General features: G+C 63.6%; 19 protein-coding genes. 10 read left to right on the top strand and 9 right to left on the bottom strand.

From position 1 onward, the window contains the following. The 3 genes from B2V21_RS20220 to B2V21_RS20210 form a co-directional block, all read right to left on the bottom strand. On the bottom strand, positions 1 to 241 hold a 241-nt coding region (locus B2V21_RS20220), incomplete at its 3' end, for a segregation and condensation protein A (RefSeq protein WP_286917846.1). A gap of 71 nt (positions 242 to 312) precedes the next feature. Further along, the gene (locus tag B2V21_RS20215; RefSeq protein ID WP_056843251.1) at positions 313 to 942 is read right to left on the bottom strand and encodes an L-threonylcarbamoyladenylate synthase; all 630 of its coding nucleotides are present in this window, start codon (positions 940 to 942) and stop codon (positions 313 to 315) included. A gap of 13 nt (positions 943 to 955) precedes the next feature. Then, entirely contained in the window at positions 956 to 1,816 is an 861-nt protein-coding gene (locus B2V21_RS20210) for a PHP domain-containing protein (RefSeq protein WP_286917844.1), read from the bottom strand. A 65-nt stretch (positions 1,817 to 1,881) separates the two neighbouring features. Here B2V21_RS20210 and B2V21_RS20205 point away from each other — a divergent pair, with 65 nt between their 5' ends. From B2V21_RS20205 to B2V21_RS20185, 5 genes are all read left to right on the top strand, one after another. Beyond that, entirely contained in the window at positions 1,882 to 2,478 is a 597-nt protein-coding gene (locus B2V21_RS20205) for a septation protein A (RefSeq protein ID WP_049861035.1), read from the top strand. A 1-nt stretch (position 2,479) separates the two neighbouring features. Next, on the top strand, positions 2,480 to 2,788 hold the full coding sequence (locus B2V21_RS20200) for a YciI family protein (protein ID WP_286917843.1): 309 nt from the start codon (positions 2,480 to 2,482) through the stop codon (positions 2,786 to 2,788). 8 nt (positions 2,789 to 2,796) lie between these two features. Next, a complete protein-coding gene (locus B2V21_RS20195; RefSeq protein WP_056843254.1) occupies positions 2,797 to 3,474 on the top strand; it encodes a response regulator transcription factor in 678 nt (225 codons plus the stop codon). 180 nt (positions 3,475 to 3,654) lie between these two features. After that, positions 3,655 to 4,092 carry a Spy/CpxP family protein refolding chaperone gene (locus tag B2V21_RS20190; protein WP_049861038.1) on the top strand — a complete coding sequence of 146 codons (438 nt, stop codon included), beginning with the start codon at positions 3,655 to 3,657 and terminating at the stop codon, positions 4,090 to 4,092. A gap of 66 nt (positions 4,093 to 4,158) precedes the next feature. Continuing rightward, positions 4,159 to 5,493: a sensor histidine kinase gene (locus tag B2V21_RS20185; RefSeq protein ID WP_286917842.1), complete on the top strand. Its 1,335-nt coding sequence runs from the start codon at positions 4,159 to 4,161 to the stop codon at positions 5,491 to 5,493. 10 nt (positions 5,494 to 5,503) lie between these two features. Here the strand turns inward: B2V21_RS20185 and B2V21_RS20180 are convergent, their stop codons facing one another. Next, the gene (locus tag B2V21_RS20180; RefSeq protein ID WP_286917841.1) at positions 5,504 to 6,061 is read right to left on the bottom strand and encodes an NAD(P)H nitroreductase; all 558 of its coding nucleotides are present in this window, start codon (positions 6,059 to 6,061) and stop codon (positions 5,504 to 5,506) included. 124 nt (positions 6,062 to 6,185) lie between these two features. On the opposite strand from B2V21_RS20180, the gene B2V21_RS20175 reads away from it, so the two are divergent. Then, complete coding sequence (locus B2V21_RS20175) at positions 6,186 to 7,640, top strand: TrkH family potassium uptake protein (RefSeq protein ID WP_286917845.1); 1,455 nt, start codon at positions 6,186 to 6,188, stop codon at positions 7,638 to 7,640. A gap of 21 nt (positions 7,641 to 7,661) precedes the next feature. Here B2V21_RS20175 and B2V21_RS20170 read toward each other — a convergent pair whose 3' ends face one another. The 4 genes from B2V21_RS20170 to recQ all read right to left on the bottom strand — a co-directional run bounded on the left by B2V21_RS20170 (position 7,662) and on the right by recQ (position 12,874). Further along, positions 7,662 to 7,967 carry a SelT/SelW/SelH family protein gene (locus B2V21_RS20170; protein WP_049861042.1) on the bottom strand — a complete coding sequence of 102 codons (306 nt, stop codon included), beginning with the start codon at positions 7,965 to 7,967 and terminating at the stop codon, positions 7,662 to 7,664. Next, positions 7,964 to 10,042: a FimV/HubP family polar landmark protein gene (locus tag B2V21_RS20165; protein WP_286917840.1), complete on the bottom strand. Its 2,079-nt coding sequence runs from the start codon at positions 10,040 to 10,042 to the stop codon at positions 7,964 to 7,966. Before B2V21_RS20165 ends, B2V21_RS20170 begins: the two co-directional genes overlap by 4 nt. Positions 10,043 to 10,172: 130 nt before the next feature. Further along, on the bottom strand, positions 10,173 to 10,610 hold the full coding sequence (locus B2V21_RS20160; protein WP_049861044.1) for a MarR family transcriptional regulator: 438 nt from the start codon (positions 10,608 to 10,610) through the stop codon (positions 10,173 to 10,175). A gap of 122 nt (positions 10,611 to 10,732) precedes the next feature. Continuing rightward, positions 10,733 to 12,874 carry a DNA helicase RecQ gene (gene recQ, locus B2V21_RS20155; protein WP_286917839.1) on the bottom strand — a complete coding sequence of 714 codons (2,142 nt, stop codon included), beginning with the start codon at positions 12,872 to 12,874 and terminating at the stop codon, positions 10,733 to 10,735. 258 nt (positions 12,875 to 13,132) lie between these two features. Between recQ and B2V21_RS20150 the strand changes: the two genes are divergently transcribed. The 3 genes from B2V21_RS20150 to B2V21_RS20140 all read left to right on the top strand — a co-directional run bounded on the left by B2V21_RS20150 (position 13,133) and on the right by B2V21_RS20140 (position 15,904). Continuing rightward, positions 13,133 to 13,720 carry a YecA family protein gene (locus B2V21_RS20150; RefSeq protein WP_049861046.1) on the top strand — a complete coding sequence of 196 codons (588 nt, stop codon included), beginning with the start codon at positions 13,133 to 13,135 and terminating at the stop codon, positions 13,718 to 13,720. Between the two features lie 9 nt (positions 13,721 to 13,729). Continuing rightward, positions 13,730 to 14,110 (top strand): YbaN family protein, encoded by a 381-nt coding sequence (locus B2V21_RS20145; RefSeq protein WP_286917838.1) that lies wholly within the window; start codon positions 13,730 to 13,732, stop codon positions 14,108 to 14,110. Positions 14,111 to 14,545: 435 nt separating this feature from the next. Then, a complete protein-coding gene (locus tag B2V21_RS20140; protein ID WP_049861048.1) occupies positions 14,546 to 15,904 on the top strand; it encodes a TolC family outer membrane protein in 1,359 nt (452 codons plus the stop codon). Between the two features lie 73 nt (positions 15,905 to 15,977). Here the strand turns inward: B2V21_RS20140 and B2V21_RS20135 are convergent, their stop codons facing one another. Further along, positions 15,978 to 16,940, bottom strand: coding sequence for a zinc-binding dehydrogenase (locus tag B2V21_RS20135; protein ID WP_286917837.1), 963 nt, complete (start codon positions 16,938 to 16,940; stop codon positions 15,978 to 15,980). A 106-nt stretch (positions 16,941 to 17,046) separates the two neighbouring features. On the opposite strand from B2V21_RS20135, the gene B2V21_RS20130 reads away from it, so the two are divergent. Further along, positions 17,047 to 17,243 (top strand): hypothetical protein (locus tag B2V21_RS20130; protein WP_286917836.1); only part of this gene is annotated, 197 nt, incomplete at its 3' end.

Below are 17,243 nucleotides of genomic sequence, written 5' to 3'. Positions count from 1 at the left end.
CGGCCATCACCAGGTACTCGGCGGCCAGCTCCAGGCGTACGCTCTTCATCAACTCGACGTAGCCCATGTACTGACGGGTAATCTCCGCCACGGGAATATCGAGGATGTCGATGTTCTGCTTGCGGATCAGGTACAGCAGCAGGTCGAGCGGACCTTCGAACGCCTCCAGAAACACTTCCAGCGCATCCGGCGGGATGTACAGGTCCTGCGGCATCTGGGTGAACGCCTGGCCATAGACCAGCGCCAGTTGCAGTTGCTCGGGCGAGCCTTGGGCAAGGCTGGACGACGGCTCTTCGACCGCGCTCAGGTCACTCACGCCATGGCCGCAAACGGAGCCGGGTCGCCGCAACCCACACGTATCACCTGCGGATCGCCGTCAGCCAGGTTGATCACGGTGGACGCTTCGGTCCCGCCGAAACCACCATCGATGATCAGGTCGACGTGTTTTTCCAGCAACTGACGCATCTCGTACGGATCACTGAGCGGCTCGCTGTCACCGGGCATGATCAAACTCACACTCATCAGCGGTTCGCCCAGCTCTTCCAGTAAAGCCAGGGCGATCGGATGACTGGGCACGCGCAGGCCGATGGTACGGCGCTTGGGGTGCAACAGCAGGCGCGGCACTTCGCGGGTGGCACTGAGGATGAAGGTATACGGCCCTGGCGTATGCGCCTTGAGCAGGCGGAACGCCGCGGTATCGACCTTGGCGAACAACCCCAGTTGCGACAGGTCGCAACAGATGATCGCAAAGTTGTGCTTGTCGTCCAGTTGGCGCAGGCGGCGCACCCGCTCCACCGCGCTCTTGTCGCCAATCTGGCAACCGATGGCGTAAGAGGAGTCGGTGGGGTAGATCACGATGCCGCCCTTACGAATGATCTCGACCGCTTGCTTGATCAGCCGCGGCTGTGGATTCTCTGGGTGGATCTGAAAGAATTGACTCACGTTGGCATCCTGTTCAGGCGGAGATTGACGGATCGTGCTTGAACCGCGCGGACAACGGCGGCAGGTCCACCGGCAAGGGCCGATAGACACCGATTTCACCCCAGGCGCCCGGACCATGGAAATCACTGCCGGCGCTGACCATCAGGCCGAACTCGCGAGCCAGAATGGCCAGCGTGCCGACCTGCTCGGCCGCCTGCATGCCATTGACCACCTCGATCGCGTGGCCTCCGGCCTGAATGTAGTCGCCGATCAGCTTGCGCCGCTTGCTGCGGGTGAAATCGTAGTGCAATGGATGCGCCAGGCTGATCCAGGCCCGGGCTTCGCGCAACGTGCGCACAGTGTCCTCAAGGGTGGGCCAGTGCTGCTTGACGTCACCCAGCTTGCCGGCGCCCAGCCACTTGCGGAACGCCTCCTGGCGGTCCTTGACGTAGCCCTGCTGCACGAGGAAATCGGCGAAGTGCGGGCGGGCCGGCGCATTGCCGCTGTCGCCCAGACCTTGCTGGATGGCGCGTGCACCTTCCAAGGCACCGGGCATGCCCTTGAGCGCCAGGCGCCGGTCGATTTCTTCGGCACGCAGCCAACGACCGTGGTGCAGGCTGTCGAGCGCGGCGACCAGAGGCGGCGCATCCAGAGCGAAATTGTAACCGAGCACGTGGATGGTCGCGCCGCCCCAGGTGCATGACATCTCGACACCACTGACCCACTGCATGTTCAGTGCTGTCGCGGCCGCACGGGCCTCTGGCTGGCCTTCCAGGGTGTCATGGTCGGTCAAGGCCAGGGTCTGCACGCCGTGATCGAAGGCTCGCTGCACCAGGACGGCAGGCGCAAGGGCGCCGTCGGAAGCGGTGCTGTGGCAGTGCAGGTCGACATTCATAGTGGCGCTTTCGCAGTCATTGATGTTTGTTATTATGCCGCCACATCCTGCTTCTGGCTGCCATTGTGAAACAATTGATCGATTTCATCCCGCTGCTCCTTTTCCTCATCGTCTACAAGACCGACCCGCACATGGTCGACCTGGCCGGTTACAGCTTTGAACTGGGCGGCATCTTCAGCGCCACCAAAGTGCTGATCGCCAGCTCGGTGGTAGTCTACGGTCTGCTGTTCATCAAGCAGCGCAAGCTGGAAAAAGGCCAGTGGTTGACCCTGATCGCCTGCCTGGTGTTCGGCACCCTGACCCTGGCCTTCCATAGCGAAACCTTCCTCAAATGGAAGGCACCGGTGGTCAACTGGCTGTTCGCCCTGGCGTTCGCCGGCAGTCATTTCATCGGCAAGCAACTGCTGATAAAGCGCATGATGGGCCATGCCTTGACCCTGCCCGACCCGATCTGGGCGAAACTCAACGTGGCGTGGGTGGTCTTCTTCCTGTTCTGCGGCGCTGCCAACCTGTTCGTGGCATTTACCTTCGAGCAGTTCTGGGTCGACTTCAAAGTGTTCGGCAGCCTGGCCATGACCTTGCTGTTCCTGGTGGGCCAGGGCATCTACCTGTCCCGTCACCTGCATGATTCCGATCGTACAACACCGAAAACCGAGGATTGACATGCTCTACGCCATCATTGCCACCGACACGCCCAACTCCCTGGAAAAACGCCTGGCCGCACGGCCCGAGCATCTGGAGCGTCTGAAGCAGCTGGAAGCCGCCGGCCGTCTGGTCCTGGCCGGTCCACACCCAGCCATCGACAGCAATGACCCCGGCGAAAGCGGGTTCAGCGGCAGCCTCATCATTGCCCACTTCGAGTCGCTGGACGAAGCCCAGACCTGGGCTGGTGCCGACCCGTTCGTGGCCGCCGGTGTCTACCAGGACGTGCTGGTCAAACCTTTCAAGCAGACCCTGCCTGCGCCTGAATGAAGGTTTAGATGAGCGACCTGTTACTGATCGACGACGACGTCGAGCTGTGCGAGCTGCTGAACAGCTGGTTGAGCCAGGAAGGTTTCCAGGTCAGGGCCTGCCATGATGGCAGCAGCGCACGCAAGGCCCTCGCCGAGCTGGCACCGGCGGCCGTGGTGCTCGACGTGATGCTGCCCGACGGCAGCGGCCTGGAGCTGCTGAAGCAGTTGCGCAGCGAACACCCTGACCTGCCGGTGCTGATGCTCTCGGCGCGGGGCGAACCGCTGGATCGCATCCTGGGCCTGGAGCTGGGCGCCGACGATTACCTGGCCAAACCCTGCGATCCGCGGGAGCTGACGGCTCGCCTGCGTGCTGTCCTGCGCCGCAGCCACCCGGTGGCGGTGGCAGGACAGATGGAACTGGGCGACCTGTGCTTCAGCCCAGCTCGCGGCGTGGTCAGTATCGATCAGCACGATATCAACCTGACCGTTTCCGAAAGCCGCCTGCTCGAAGCGCTCATGCGCCAGCCGGGCGAGCCGTTGGACAAGCAGGAACTGGCGCAGATCGCCCTGGGCCGCAAGCTCACCCTCTATGATCGAAGCCTAGACATGCACGTCAGCAACCTGCGCAAGAAGATCGGCCCCCACGCCGACGGCCGTCCGCGAATCATGGCCCTGCGCAGCCGTGGCTATTTCTATGCGCAGTAGCCGGTCGGCGCATCGCACCGATCGCGCCGTCCACTTCGGCGCCTGAACGCGCAGAGATTTGTCAGCAACGACCGCGTCATCCCTTTACACAAGCTTTACGCGGCCTTGACCGCGCCTGACCTTGATCTCCCTAAACTGGCCACATCCGGTAACGACCGGGAACCAGACAGGAGATTCACCATGCGCAAGACCACCCTCGCAATGCTGTTCGCCGCTACCCTGCCGACCCTGGCCATGGCCATGCCCCAAGGCGGCCCCGAGGGGTTCGGCCCAGGCCCAGGCAAAGGCGGCCCAGGCCCTCGTGGCGGTGAGCCGTTCGCCCAGCTCGACCTGACACACGAGCAACGCACCCAGGTCGGCAAGCTGATGGGCGAAGAACGCCATCAACAGCGCGAGATCACCAAGAAGTACCTGGACAAGCTGCCAGCGGCCGATCGCAAGGCCATGGAAGATGAAATCAAGGCCAACCACGACAAGGCTCAGGCCGACGTACGTGCCGTGCTCAAGCCCGAGCAGCAGAAGCAGTTCGACGAGATGAAGAAGAAAGAGGACGAACGCCGCGCCGAGTGGGCCGAATTCCAGGCCTGGAAAGCCCAGCAAGGCAAGAAAACCCAGTAATATCGACGCACGCCCCCAGCCCGGTACGCTCACGCGTACCGGGCTTCGTTCATTGAGGAATTTGCCTTGCGTTCACTGTTCTGGCGCATCCTGGCCAGCTTCTGGCTGGCCATCGCCCTGGTAGCCGGCCTCTCGGTGCTGCTGGGCCACATGTTGAACCAGGACACCTGGATCCTCAGTCGGCATCCGGCGGTCAAGCATTTCGCCCAGGACTGGGTGGAGCGCTATGAAAGCAAGGGTGGCGAAGCTGCCCAGGAACTGCTCGAACAACGCAAGCGGCGCTACCGCATCGACACTCAGGTGCTCAACGAGGCTGGCGAAGCGGTCGTGCCGGGAACCTTCCCCCGTCGCGCGGAAGCCTTCGAGGCGCGCCACAACGACAACGACCGCGACCTGCCATGGCGACGCCTGACAGCGGAATACACCAGCCCCACCACGGGCGACACGTACCTGCTGATCTACCGCATCCCTCACCCCGAGCTCGATTCCTGGCATCGCGACTCCCTGCTCATGCCCATCAGCGCACTGGTGATCGCACTGGTCGTGCTGACGCTGTTCAGTCTGATGGTGACCCTGTCGATCACCCGCCCGCTGAGCCGGCTGCGCGGCGCCGTGCATGAACTGGGGCAGACCACCTATCAGCAGAACAGCCTGGCGCAGCTGGCCAGTCGTCGTGACGAGTTCGGTGTGCTGGCGCGCGACTTCAACCGCATGGGCTCACGCCTGCAGAGCCTGATCGGCAGCCAGCGCCAGCTGTTGCGCGACGTGTCCCATGAACTGCGCTCACCCCTGGCTCGGCTGCGCATCGCCCTGGCCCTGGCGGAACGCGCCGAGCCCGCTCAGCGCGACCTGCTGTGGCCGCGTCTGACCCGCGAGTGCGATCGCCTGGAAGCATTGATCAGCGAGATTCTCGTACTGGCGCGGGTCGATGCGGAACAGGCCACGGCTGAAGACGTGGATTTGCCAGCCCTGCTGCACGCCGTACGCAAGGACGCGCTGGTGGCCGTGCCGGAGCAATCCATCGAACTGGACATTGCCCCGCACCTGGCGTTGCAGGGCTGGCCGACCATGATCGAACGGGCCGTGGACAACCTGCTGCGCAACGCCCTGCGCTTCAACCCCGGGCCGTTGCCGGTCGTGCTGTCGGCGCAACAGATGGATGGCCGGGTGCGCATCAGCGTCCGCGATCACGGCCCGGGCGTGGCGGAGGAACATCTGGCACGCCTGAGCGAGCCATTCTTTCGTGCGCCAGGGCAAAGCGCCGCAGGCCATGGCCTGGGTCTGGCCATAGCCCGCCGCGCCGCCGAACGGCATGGCGGCAGTCTGCACCTGGAAAACCATGCCCAGGGTGGCCTGATCGCGACCCTGGACTTGCCACCGGTGCCGGTGGTGGTGGCCTAACCGAGAACGATCAGGCGCCCCACGCCTGCACGAAGTCGGCGGTAGCCAGTGCAGGCGCTTCGCGCAGTTCGCGCGCAGGCGTGCCCAGGTACAGGAAGCCGATGATCTGCTCGCCTTCGCTCAGGCCCAGCTTGTCCGCGACATAAGGCGCGTAGGACAGCTCGCCGGTACGCCAGACGCCACCCAGCCCCTGAGCGTTGGCCGCAAGCAGAATGCCGTGAGCGGCGCAGCCGGCCGCCAGCAGTTGCTCGCTCTGTGGCACCTTGCGATGCTCCTGCAGGCGAGCGATCACCACCACGACCAGCGGCGCGCGCAAGGGCATGTTGCGGGCTTTTTCCAGCGCTGCCTCGCCGGCCTCGGGGTTGAGCGCGGTGGCCTCGGCCAGTACTTCGCCCAGCCGCTGCAGCCCCTCCCCCTCGACGGTGAGAAAGCGCCACGGCCGCAGCTGGCCGTGGTCGGGCGCGCGCAGCGCGGCCTGGAACAGCACTTCACGCTGCGCAGCGGTTGGTGCAGGCTCCATGAGCCGGGGAGCGGAAACACGATTGAGCAAAACCTCGAGCGCCTCCATGGGCAACCTCCTGTGGAACGATAAGCCGCTATTCTAGACCCAAGCGGCCTCCGCCTGCCGGGTTTACATGCTGTGGCCCGCAGGTAGAATGGCGGCCCTTTCCTTCATGGCCAGAGCTGACCCCATGGCGTTGCCGACCCTGCGCATCATCGGTTTCATTATCGGCATCTTCCTGATCACCCTCGCCGTGAGCATGGTCGTGCCCATGGGCACGCTGGTGGTGTTCGAGCGCACCGAAGACATCCAGTCGTTTCTATGGGCCAGCCTGATCACCTTCGTCGCCGGCCTGATGCTGGTACTGCCGGGACGCCCCGACAACGTCAACCTGCGGCCGCGCGACATGTACCTGCTGACGGTCAGCAGCTGGGTGGTGGTCTGCGTGTTCGCCGCCCTGCCCTTTTTGCTGACCAACCACATCAGCTACACCGACGCCTTCTTTGAAAGCATGTCGGGGATCACCGCCACCGGCTCGACGGTGCTCAGCCACCTGGACGAAATGTCCCCCGGCATCCTCATGTGGCGCTCGATGCTGCACTGGCTCGGCGGCATCGGCTTCATCGGCATGGCCGTGGCGATCCTGCCGCTGTTGCGCATCGGTGGGATGCGCCTGTTCCAGACCGAATCCAGCGATCGCTCGGAAAAGGTCATGCCGCGCTCGCACATGGTCGCCAAGTTCATCGTGCTGGTGTATGTCGGCTTCACCGCGCTGGGCACCCTGGGCTTCTGGCTGGCGGGGATGAGCCCGTTCGATGCGGTCAACCATGCGATGTCGGCGATCTCCACCGGCGGTTTCTCGACCTCCGACCTGTCCTTGGGCAAATGGCAGCAACCGGCCGTGCACTGGGTGGCCATCGTGGTGATGATCCTGGGAAGCCTGCCCTTCGCCCTCTACGTCTCCACCCTGCGCGGCAACCGCCAGGCCCTGCTGCGCGACCAGCAGGTGCAAGGCATGCTGATCCTGCTAGTGGTCACCTGGCTGGTGCTGGGTACCTGGTACTGGGCCACCACCGAACTGCCGTGGTGGACGGCCTTTCGCCACGTCGCGCTGAACGTCACATCAGTGGTCACCACCACGGGCTTCGCCTTGGGCGACTACAGCCTGTGGGGCAACTTTTCCCTGATGCTGTTCTTCTACCTGGGCTTCATCGGCGGCTGCTCGGGCTCCACGGCGGGCGGGATCAAGATCTTCCGCTTCCAGGTCGCCTACATCCTGCTCAAGTCCAACCTCAATCAGTTGATCCATCCGCGCGCGGTGATCAAGCAGAAGTACAACGGCCATCGCCTGGACGAGGAGATCGTGCGATCGATCCTGACCTTCTCGTTCTTCTTCGGCTTCACCGTCGGCATCATCGCGCTGGCGCTGTCGCTGTTGGGCCTGGACTGGATGACTGCACTCACCGGGGCCGCCAGCACGGTCTCCGGCGTCGGTCCCGGCCTGGGCGAGGTGATCGGCCCGGCCGGCAACTTCGCCACCCTCCCCGTCGCGGCGAAGTGGATACTGGCCGTGGGCATGCTGCTGGGTCGACTGGAAATCATCACCGTGCTGATCCTGTGCATGCCGGCGTTCTGGCGGCACTGATCGGAGTCGGCCGGGCAGCATTCAGGAAGCTGGGCGCGCAGGCTCGTTGTGGCCAAGGTCACGGGCCGGATCGATCAGGTCGCGAATGCGTTGCTTGAGCACCTTGGCTTCGGGGAAACCACCGTCGGCCTTGCGCTCCCAGACCTGCACGCCGTCACAGGTGATGTGAAAGGTGCCCCCACTGGCCGGCGCCAGGGCGACCTGGCCCAGGTCCTCGCCGAAGGTGCTGAGCAGCTCCTGAGCCAGCCAAGCGGCACGCAGCAACCACTGGCACTGGGTGCAGTAGGTGATCACCACCTGGGGCTTGGCGACGGCGGCCTCGCTCATGCCTCACCCATCCGCGCCAGCAACTGTCGTGCCGCCTGTTTGCTGGACTCGTCGCCGTCCTCCAGCAGTTCGTGGAGCAAGGCGCTGGCTTCGTCCGCATCGCCCTCGTCGAACAACTGCTGGGCATGATCGAGTTTCTGCGCCGACGCGTGCTGCTGTTCCAGGTCATCGAAATCGACGGTCAGGGCATCAAGCTCGGGCAGATCGCTGTCGGCGATGAAGCTGTCGAGGAATTCGTTGTCGATGTCTTCCTGACTCTTGCCGGCCGGGACGTCCTCGGTTTGGGGCTCTTCGATTGGCGGGAGCTCTTCGACTTCAGCGAAATCGCTGAGAAACTGCTCCTCGGGCATCTCGAAGACTTCCGGCAGCTCCTTGAGGTTGCTGGTGAACTCCGGGTCCATTGCCTCTTCGGCCATGGGCACAGCAGCCGGCTTGCTTTTGGGCGCAGGCGTGTCACCGAAGGGGCTGACCAGCGCCCAGTCGGCATCCATGGACAGGTCATCCAGGTTGAGCTGGAATTCATCGTCCTGCTGCGTCGTTGGCGCGGCTTCGGCCGGGGTGTCGAGTGCATCCAGATCGAAATCGGACAAATCGAAGTCCGCTTCCGGGGCAGATTCGGTCGCAGGCGCGGGCTGGGGCTCGGAGTGCACAGGCGCGGCAGCCGCCGCAGCGGCGGCACTGGCGGCCAGCACTGCCGCCGTGGCTGTGGGTGCCAGACTGGCAGGGGCCGTGGCGGCTGGCGACGAAGGTGCTGGAGCTGGTTGAAGATTGGGGAAGCGGCCGCGTATCTCGCTCAGCGTCTGTGGATTGAAACCAGCCGACAGGAGCAAGGCCTCCTGTTCGGCAAAGCCCTTGGCATTGCCCTGCTGACCGAGCACTTCGAGCATGCGCACGCGCAGGTCGGTACGCTCGGGCTGCCTGGCCAGACCGTCGCGCAGAATACCCAAGGCCTCATTGAAGCGCCCGTAGGCGATATAGATGCTTGCGCCGTCCAGGGCGTCGGTGGCCGTCGGGGCTTCCCGGCGTGGCACCGGCGCAGGCTCGGCGCGCTTGGGCGGTGCGGCTTCCACTACCGTGGGTGCTGCGGCAGCGACCAGCGGCGCAGGCTGCACCGGCTGGGTCAGCACCGGCTCGAAAGCCTCAAGCGATGCTGCCGACTTGCGTTGCCGCTGGCGACGCAACAGCAGCAACAACGCGATGATCAGCAGCAAGGCAGCCACCAGCGCCAGGATATTCAACCAACCGCTATTGTCTTCTGCGGCCGTGGGCGCTGGCGTGGCGACCGGCGCAGGCGCCGAGACCGGTGCAGCAGGTGCTGACGACGCTACGGGCGCAGGGGTCGCGGTTGCAGTCCCGGGTACGACAGCGGGGGAAGATGCGGCCGGCGTTTCAGCCAACCGCGCCTGCAACTGGGCGACCTCCTTGTCCTTGTCGGCCACCTGCGCCTCAAGGCTCTGCAGGCGCGCCTGCACGTCGTCGAAATTCTTTTGCAGTTGCTGGTTTTCCAGCGCAGCCGCTGCCAGTTGCGCAGCATCCTGCGAAGGCGCCGGCGCAGCGGCCTTGGCAGATGCCTGCCTGGCCGGCTCGTTCGCAGGCTGACTCGAGGTGCGGGGCTTGGCCGGCGCTTCAGCGGGCCGTTGGGTGTTCGCTTGTGCCACCGGCGTACGCTGCGGCGCGCGGTCGGCCAGGCCCGGGCCCATGCCCGGCGGATCGAGCAAGACCGTGAAGGCCCGCAACAACTGCCCGTTTGGCCGACCGACCTGGATCACGAAGCTCATGAACGGCTCGGTGACCACCTTGCTGGAACTGACGTGAATGACCTTGCGGCCACCACTGAAATCGGGCGTGAACTTCAGGTCGTTGAGGAAGAAGCTGCGTTCCACCCCAGCCCTGGCGAACTCTTCGGCTGTCGCCAGGCTGGCACTGATGTCGTCCTGTTCCAACCCGGCCGTGTCGAGCAAGGCGATGTCGGCGCGAAACGGCTGGTTGAGCGACGAGCGCAGTGTCAGCTCACCCAAGCCCAGGGCCGACGCGGCCGTGGAATAGCACAGCGCCAAGGCCCATACCGGTGCCATAAGACGAAGTGAGGCGAACCTTGAACGCGACGGTATACGCACTTGCATGGGAATCCCTTGAAGACCGACATCCAATAACTTTATAGCCTGTGCAACCCGCTTGCTCAAAGCGGATGACGGCCCGTTGACTTCAGGATTTCTTTTCCAGATTCGCCAGGATGCGGCTGTGTACCCGCATGGCGGTGCTCAGTTCTTCTTCGTCGACGCCCGTGAACAGTTCGACACGCAAGGCGTTGGCGATGGTTTCGATCTGCTCGATCAGCGGCCGTGCCGGCGGGCAGAGCATGAGTTTCTTGGCGCGGCGGTCTTCGACCACGGCCTGGCGCTCGACCAGGCCCTGGGCTTCGAGACTGTCCAGCAGACGGGCCAGGGTCGGCCCCTCGACGCCTACGCTCTGTGCCAGCTCGCGCTGGGTCGGAGGTTCGTCGAACCGCGCCAGGTGCAGCAGCACCAGCCAACGGGCCTGCGACAATCCCAATCCGGCCAGCCGGCGGTCCAGTTCGGCCCGCCACCCACGGGACATGTGCGCCAGCTGCATTCCGAAGCGATGTTGATCAGTTAACGGCATAGATCTCTCTTGAAAAAACAGCCTCGCACAAGCAGCGCCTGCGTGAAGGCCGGAGCTGATGATTAGTCAGCTAATCATGACCTTAGCCCACAGGCAAGACTCATGCCCAATGGCAGCCTCGTTCACACTTCGAATTCGGACTGCAACGCTGCGCGTACGCAATACAGCACGCCCTCGGGCACACGACCGGCGAATTGCCCTGCAATCTCGGCGACAGCGGGTAATTCCCCCTCGCCGTCGAGAAAGGCGTCCTGTACTTCGCTCATCAATTCTTCGGGAAGGTCCAGCGCCTGCTCCAGCGACAGTTGCTGTTGGCCAATCGCCTCGGCGAGCAGGCTGTAGACATTCTTCTCACTGCACTGTAACTGGCCGGCGATCTGCAGCGGCGTCATGCCCGCACGGGCCAGGCTGATGAGCTCGTGGCGGATATCGGCCACCTCGCGTGGCGCTTCTCCGCCGCCCGTACCGGCCAGAACCTGCAGGAAGGCTTCGCCGTAGCGCTCCAGCTTGCGTGCGCCGACGCCGCTGACCCGGCCCATTTCGGCCATGCTGGTCGGCTGGCTGCGGAGCATTTCCAGCAAGGTCGAGTCAGGGAAGATGACATAGGGCGGTACCGCATGCTCCTGGGCCAGGTTGCGGCGCAAGGTACGCAGCGCTTCCCACTGTTCGCGCTCTTCGCCGCGCACCAGCTGGCTGGCCGGGCTGGCCGAGCCGCTGCCACGGGTGGAGGACGTCTGCGGCTTGAGCTCCTTGCGCAGCGCAAGCGTCACCTCGCCGCGCAGCAGCGGACGGCAGCTGTCGCTCAGGCGCAGACCGCCATAGCCTTCCAGGTCGATGTCGGCCAGACCGCGCGCGACCACCTGGCGATACAGCGAACGCCACTCTCCTTCCGAGCGGCCCTTGCCGACACCGAACACCGCCAGCTTGTCGTGGCCGAAACTGCGCACCTTCTCGGTGTCCTTGCCCAGCAGCACGTCCACCAGATGGCCAACGCCATAGCGCTGCCCGGTGCGGTAGATCGCCGACAGCGCCTGACGGGCCGGCTCGGTGGCGTCCCAGGTCTGCACGCCGTCGACACAGTTGTCGCAGTGACCGCAGGGCTGGGGCATGTCTTCGTCGAAATAGGCCAGCAGCGCCTGCCGACGGCAGCGGGTTTCTTCGCACAACGCCAGCATGGCGTCGAGCTTGTGATGCTCCAGACGCTTGTGCCGCTCGTCGCCTTCGGAATTCTGCAGCATCTGCTTGAGCATCAGCACATCCTGCAGCCCGTAGGCCATCCAGGCATCGGCCGGCAGACCATCGCGGCCGGCGCGACCGGTTTCCTGGTAGTAGGCCTCCAGCGACTTGGGCAGGTCCATGTGCGCCACGAAACGCACGTTGGGCTTGTCGATGCCCATGCCGAAGGCGATGGTGGCGACCATGATCAAGCCTTCCTCGTTGAGGAAGCGCTTCTGGTTGACGGCCCGCGTCGCCGCCGGCAGGCCGGCGTGGTACGGCAGCGCCGGAAAGTTGTTCTCGCACAGGAAGGCGGCGACCTCGTCGACTTTCTTGCGTGACAGGCAATAGACGATGCCGGCGTCGCTGCGCCGTTCGGCGAGAAACGCCAGCAACTGTTTGCGCGGGCTTTCCTTGGGCACGATGCGGTAGAAGATGTTGGGCCGGTCGAAGCTGGAAAGAAAACGTTCGGCATCCTGCAGGTGCAGACGGGTGACGATCTCTTCACGGGTGCGCTTGTCGGCGGTGGCGGTCAGGGCGATCCGCGGCACGTGGGGAAACTGTTCGGCCAACTGGCCCAACTGCAGGTATTCGGGACGGAAATCGTGGCCCCATTGGGAAACGCAGTGGGCTTCGTCGATGGCGAACAGGGCAATGTCCAGGCCGCGGAGAAAATCCAGCATGCGCGGCTGCACCAGACGCTCGGGCGCCAGGTACAGCATCTTTATTTCACCACGACGAATGCGCGCGGCCAGCTCGCGCTGCTCGTCGGCGCTAAGCGTGGAGTTGAGCGCCGCGGCGGCCACCCCGAGCTCCTCGAGGGTGGCGACCTGGTCGTCCATCAGGGCGATCAGCGGCGAGACCACCACCGCCAGGCCGTCGCGCAACAGCGCCGGCACCTGAAAGCACAGCGATTTGCCGCCACCGGTGGGCATCAATACCAAGGCATCGCCACCGCGGGCCACACGCTCGATAATGGCACCCTGGCGACCGCGGAAGCTGTCGTAGCCAAAGATGTCCTTAAGAACGCGTTGAGCCTGTTCGAGCATGGGTCACTCCAGAAATCGTAAAACCACCCGGGCCGTACAGGCTGGATGAAAACCGCTTTCGCTGCATCCGCCATTGCGTAAGCGCGGGTTACCACCCCGTGGATTCGAGGCCTGAGCGAAAGACCGCGGCAGTATACCCCAGTGCCTGCAGCGTCGCGCGGCAGCCGGACATCCTGCCATTTCACCCCTTGGGTGGCGCACAAGGCCTAACAAGGCCTAGAATTCACTATCCGCATAGTCTTCCAAGGTAACCTGTTAATGTCCTTCGCCGAGCAACTGACCCGCCTGCAAGCCTTCCTCGACGCCGATGAGCTGCATGACGAGGCGCTGGACTACGTCGCCGCCCATGGCTACCTGACCGCCCTGTCGATCTGTTCCGAAGACGTCCCTGAGCGTGAGTGGATCGATGCCCTCTTCGCCGAGCCGCCTCACTACAGCGACGACGCCCAGCGTGAAGAGATCGAAGGCACCCTCATCCAGCTCAAGGCGCACATCGCTCGCCAGCTGGCCAGCGACGAAGAATTCGAGCTGCCCTGCGATCTCGATCTGGGCGATGAGCCGGACGATTCCGACCTGCGCGGCTGGTGCATCGGTTTCATGGAGGGCGTATTTCTGCGCGAAGCCGCCTGGTTCGAAACCGCCGAGGACGAAGTCAGCGAAATGCTCCTGCCGATCATGGTCGGTTCCGGCCTGTTCGACGAGCAGCCGGAGTTTTCCGACATTGCCGCCGATGCCAACCTCATGGACGACATGATCGTGCAGATCCCCGAGGCGCTGACGGCCCTCTACCTGCTGTGCAACGCCCCGGATGAAAAACCGGCGATTCTCAAGCCGCGCCATCACTAAGCAACGGCCGTGGCTCAAGCCCGGCCAGCCTGGCTGCGCTACCTGCTGCTGGGCATTGGTTGCGCAAGCGTCTGCCTGGGCGTCATCGGCATTTTCCTGCCGATCATGCCCACCACCCCATTCCTCCTGCTGGCGGCTGCGTGTTTCGCACGAAGCTCGCCGCGCTTCCACGCCTGGCTGCTTGGCCATCCACGGCTGGGGCCTTTGCTCAAAGCCTATCTGAACGGCGAAGGCATTCCTTTGAAAGCCAAGGTGCTGGCGATCGGTTCGATGTGGATCAGCATCGTCGTGTCGTGCTGGCTCGTGCCATGGCCATGGCTGCGAGTGCTGATGATAGCTGTGGCGCTGGCAGTCACTGTTTATATCGCTTTGCAGAAAACACGCACATGACTTCGATCATTGGCGACGAATGGTCGTACCGAGATAAAACCTTAATTAAATCAATTAGCTAATCTTTAATATAAGTCTGGATCAACGGTGATACAGACGCCTAAAAGTGACAGTTTTCCGTCACTATTTTGACTCAAGCCTCCCGCCTTAGCTTTGGCGCAGCCTGCCACCCCCCAAAACGCTGGCCCTAAGCCTTATACCCCACGCAACCCCGCTCCCTGCTTGCTCTTCAGCCGCCATGAAATCTATTTGCCATCATCGCAAGGAATGATGGCATAACTATTTTTTGCTCTATATCATGTGAAAATTCCGTTGAAAGCGCTGCCCTCGGTGCCTCGATTGCGCCTATCACAAACCTTAAACGGACTTTTAACCAAGTTGTTCGCCAACATTCTGGCGTATGCCTGACTTCAAACATAACGGAGAAGCACCCGAATGCGCGTTTTCACCCCCATCTGCAGCGCGATCTTGTTGGCCATGGCGTGCTCGCACGCGCAAGCCATGTCACTCACCCAGGCGATCCAGAGCACCGTGGATAACCATCCTGAGCTGGCATCCAACATCAACAGTCGCCTGGCCGCGGATGAGGACACGAAAATCGCCCAGGGCGCCTACCGCCCCAGCGTTGATTTTGTTGCCGGCTACGGTCGCGAGCGTTCGGACAACCTGAACACCCGCGCCCGTGGTGACCACAACAAGGAAACGCTGAACTACACCCAGTCGGAACTGCGTCTGCGCCAGATGCTGTTCGACGGTTCCAGCGCTTCCAGCGAAATCAGCCGGACTCGCTCCACCGCTACGTCCCGTGCCTACTACGTCCAGGCCACCGCCCAGGACCTGGCCTTGCGCGCCGTTCAGGTGTACCTGGATGTACTGCGCAACCGCGAATTGGTGACCCTGGCCAAGAACAACCTGCAGGCGCACTTGCGCGTCAACGACCAGATCGGCCTGCGCAGCGAGCGCGGCGTCGGCAGCACGGCTGACGTCGACCAGTCGCGTGCCCGTCGCGCTCTGGCTGAGAACAACTACAACACCGCCCAGGTCAACCTGGCCGATGCCGAAGCTGCGTTCTTCAGCGCCGTGGGCCGTATGCCCGACGAGCTGGAACCCCTGCCTTCGATCCGTGGTGAACTGCCAGGCGACCTGAACGCCGCGCGCCAGTCCATGATGGAAAACAACCCGTACCTCAAATCGGCCCAGGCCGACGTGCAGGCTGCCGAGAGCCAGTATGAAGGCGCCAAGTCCGCGTTCTACCCACGGGTCGATGCAGAACTGGCCACCGGTGCCAACAACAACTTGTCCGGCGAGCGCGGTCACAACAACACCGACTGGCGTGCAGGCGTGAGCATGAGCTACAACCTGTACCGCGGCGGCAGCGACAAGGCTCGCCTGCAGGGTGACGCGCACCGCATCAACCAGGCCATGGACATCCGCAACAACGCCCTGCGTCAGTTGAACGAAAACCTGGCGCTGTCGTGGAACGCGATGAAAAACGCCGGCACGCAAATCCCGTATGCCCGCGAATACGCCGAAACCACCACGCGCGTGCGTGCGGCCTATCAGGACCAGTTCGGTCTGGGCCAGCGGACCTTGCTCGACGTCCTCGACAGTGAAAACGAGCTGTACACCGCCAACACCCGCTACGCTGAAGTCCGCTACACCGAGGAATACTCGATGTATCGCGTGCTCTCCAACATGGGTGAGCTGCTGGCCAAGACTCGCGTCGTGCTGCCGGCCGAAGCCGTGGCGCTGACTGAAGTGAAGAGCGAAGCGCGTCTGCCTGAAATGCGCTGATTGCCACCATGGCGAAACCCGTGGCCGCTCGTTCGCAGCCGGTCACGGATTTCGTCCAACGACAGCCCTGGGCTCAGCTCAGGGTTTCGTCGATCACCAGTACCACCTTCCCCGAAATCTGATTGCTTGCCAGCGCCTCGAACGCCGCTTCGGCGTCGGCGATCGGGAACGTCTTGGCCAACTGCGACTTCAAGCGCCCTTCGGTGAACAATGGCCATACCTGCTGGCCCAGGTCACTGAGCAGGTCGGCCTTGAACGCATCGTCACGGCTGCGCAACGTTGAACCCTGCAAGCGCACGCGCTTGGTCAGCACCTTGGCCAGGTCGAACTGCGCCTCGCGGCCGCCCATCAGGCCGATCATCACCCAGCGTCCATCCAGCGCCACCACGTCCAGGTTCAGCTCGTTGTAATTGGCGCCCACCGGATCGAGGATCACATCGAACGGGCCCAGGTCCTTCAACCCTTCCAGGCCGTCACCTCGCACCACGCCGCCCTGTGCACCCAGTGCTTCGCAGTAGGCCAGGCGCTCGGCGGAGCCGACGCTGACCCAGGTCGGGTTGCCGAATGCCTTGCACAGCTGGATTGCCGCCGAGCCGATGCCACTGGCGCCAGCATGCAGCAGGACCTTCTCGCCCGGTTGCAGATCGGCCAGCTGGAACAGGTTCAGCCACACCGTCGCGTAGACCTCGACGATGCCTGCGGCCTCGTGCAGGCTCAGCCCCTCGGGCACGGGCAGCACGTGACGGCCATCGACCACCACCTCCTCGGCCATGCCACCCCCGGCCAGCAACGTGCATACCCTGTCGCCAATCTGCCAGGACGAACCGACGCCGACCTCGCTGATGACGCCTGCACACTCAAGGCCCAGAATATCGCTGGCGCCCGGTGGCGGCGGGTACAGGCCGGCGCGCTGCATCAGGTCGGCCCGGTTGAGACCGGCCGCGGCGACGCGAATCTTCACTTGACCTACGTCACACGTCGGGCTCGGCCGTTCGCTCCACTCCACATGTCCTTCCACGCCTTGCAATGCCTTCACGGTGCCTCCATAGTTGAGTCATGACTGAGCCCGACGCCTTGGCGCCGGGCTTTTCGCATTATGCGTCCGGCTTCAACGGAACCGGCGAATTCAAAGACGGCCTAATATGCGTGATCAATTGCCCCCACGTCGAATCAGCATGAAGCATTTCATTCCCGGCAGTGCCCTGGCGCTGTGTATCGGCCTCGGCAGTTTGTCGATGTCCGCCAATACCTTGGCCGCCAACAGCTGGGACAAACTTCAGCCGGATCGCGACGAAGTGGTGGCCAGCCTCAATGTGGTCGAGCTGCTCAAGCGCCATCA

This window comes from Pseudomonas sp. UBA6276 (assembly GCF_002438365.1).
Taxonomy (GTDB): Bacteria; Pseudomonadota; Gammaproteobacteria; order Pseudomonadales; family Pseudomonadaceae; genus Aquipseudomonas; species Aquipseudomonas coleopterorum.
The sequence above is the reverse complement of the archived record's forward strand: the minus strand, read 5'-3'. Positions and strand labels throughout refer to the sequence as shown.